Raw genomic sequence first — 557 nt, 5'->3', positions numbered from 1 at the left:
GCGTCCGGTGCGAAATGCGCCTCCACGCGGGCAATTGCCTCTGCCGGGGCCGCCAGCTTGCTGTTGATTTCTCCGCTCGCCGGGAACGCCGCCATGCGGTCGCGTACCAGTTCACCCAGCGTCTGGCCCTTCAGGCACAGCAGCTCGGTCACCAGCAGCCACGGGATCATCCCGCTGTCGCAGTAGGCAAAATCACGGAAGTAATGGTGCGCGCTCATCTCGCCACCGTAGATGGCGTCTTCTTCGCGCATACGCTCTTTGATGAAGGCATGCCCGGTTTTCGACATCACCGGCTCGCCGCCCGCGGCACTTACCACATCCACCGTGTTCCAGGACAGACGCGGGTCGTGAATGATTTTCGCGCCCGGGTTTTTCTCCAGGAACGCTTCCGCCAGCAGGCCGACGATGTAATAGCCTTCGATGAACTGGCCTTTTTCGTCGAACAGGAAGCAGCGGTCGAAATCACCGTCGAAGGCGATGCCCATATCCGCACCCTGTTCAATCACCGCGTTGCGCGTGTCGTCACGGCATTCGGGCAGCAGCGGATTCGGGATACC

General features: G+C 61.4%; 1 pseudogene. It reads right to left on the bottom strand.

The features are described 5' to 3' along the window. Positions 1 to 557: pseudogene (gene cpsG, locus LZP96_RS23980) on the bottom strand (colanic acid biosynthesis phosphomannomutase CpsG); the annotation flags it as partial.

The organism is Huaxiibacter chinensis (assembly GCF_022171985.1).
Taxonomy (GTDB): Bacteria; Pseudomonadota; Gammaproteobacteria; order Enterobacterales; family Enterobacteriaceae; genus Enterobacter; species Enterobacter chinensis_A.
The sequence above is the reverse complement of the archived record's forward strand: the minus strand, read 5'-3'. Positions and strand labels throughout refer to the sequence as shown.